This window comes from Clostridium sp. DJ247 (assembly GCF_014231265.1).
Genome location: NZ_JABAIW010000130.1, coordinates 1 through 1,673, shown reverse-complemented (window position 1 = coordinate 1,673; position 1,673 = coordinate 1). Strand labels below are relative to the sequence as shown.

Genomic DNA, 1,673 nt, shown 5'->3' with positions numbered 1-1,673 from the left:
GCAGACAGACTTGTAGAGATTGTAAAAAGAGATCCAAAGGATAAAGAGTCTGAAAGGATCACAACCTATGAGTATGACAGTGCTGGAAATATAATAAAAGAGATAGATTGTAATGGTTATTCTATTATCTATGAATATGATGCCATGAACAGGCAGACAAAAATCATAGATAAAGAAGGTGGAGTGACAAGATTATTCTATGATGCAGTAGGAAACATAATAAAACATGTAACTCCAGAAAACTATAATGCAGAAGATGATGATGGAAAAGGTACAAGCTATAGTTATGACAGCATGAATCGTCTAGTAGAAGTAACTAATGCTCTTGGTATAATTGTGCAGAAAAATAAGTACAACGAAGTTGGAGAGCTTATAGAAAAATTAGATGCCTCAAAAACTGGTGTAGAGTACAGCTATGACATAGGAGGAAGAGTAAGACACATAATAACTCCAGGGGCAAAAGAAAAAGGAAAGATAAGCCAACAATACAGATATGATGCACTTGGAAATGTTACTGCTATAAAAGATGGAGAAGATAATGAAACTTTCTACAGTCTAGATTTATGGGGAAAAGTCAAAGAAGTACAGAAGGCTGATGGAAGCCGTGAGTGGTATGACTATGACTATGCAGGAAATGTAACAGCCACAGTAGATGGTAATGGAAATAAAACAGAGTATACTTACAACAGCTTAAATCTTCTAGCACAAATAAAAGATCCTGCAGGAGAAGTAATGACCTATCAGTATGATAAGCAGGGAAGACTTTCAAGGCATATTGATAGAAATAAGAATATAATTGAGTATCTCTATAACTAAGATGATAACATAGTAAGTAGAAGAGACGCAGTAACAGGAACAGCAGAGGAATATAGATACAATAAAGATGGAAGCTTAGCTGCAGGTATAAGCGGAGGAAAAGTCTATAAATATACTTACACTCCAAACATGAATCTTAAAACTAAAGCTGTAAATGGAAAAATTGTACTTGAATATGACTACAATAAAGATGGTAATATAACAGCATTAAAGGACATAACTGGTAGAAAAATAAGTTATAATTATGATATAATTGGAATGTTAAAAGAAGTATGGGATGGCAACCAACAGGCAGCTTCTTATACTTATAATCAAGATAGTACAATAGCTGGTATAAAGTATGGTAATGGAATAAACATCCAATATAATCATGATGTAGACAAAAATATATCAGGAATACTTGCTAAAACAAAAGAAGGTAAAGAGCTTTTAAATCATAGGTATTTCTACGATAATAACGGTAATCAAATAAGAAAAGACGAAGGCGGAAATGTAACAAGCTACGCTTATGATTGCCTAAACAGACTAGAAAAGGTAGTATATCCAAATCAAACGATAGAATCCTTCGGCTATGATAAGGTAGGAAACCGAGTAAAGAGAACTTTAGATTCTCGAGTAACAAGCTATAGCTATGACAAAAGAAATAGACTAACATCACTGATAGCTGGTGAAGATTCAACTGCTTACAAATATGATGCTCAAGGAAATCTTATAGCGGAAATAAATAAGCAAGGTACCACTAACTACGCTTATGATTGCTTTAATCGTACAACAAATGTGCAAAAACATGATGGAAGCTATATCAAAAACTTCTATGATTCAGAAGGATTAAGAAGTGAAATAGATGAAAATGGTGT

General features: G+C 33.5%; 2 pseudogenes. Both read left to right on the top strand.

Going from position 1 to position 1,673, the window contains the following annotated elements:
• A pseudogene (locus HGI79_RS22370) lies at positions 1-816 on the top strand (RHS repeat protein); the annotation flags it as partial.
• A 129-nt stretch (positions 817-945) separates the two neighbouring features.
• Positions 946-1,673, top strand: a pseudogene (locus HGI79_RS22365) (RHS repeat protein); the annotation flags it as partial.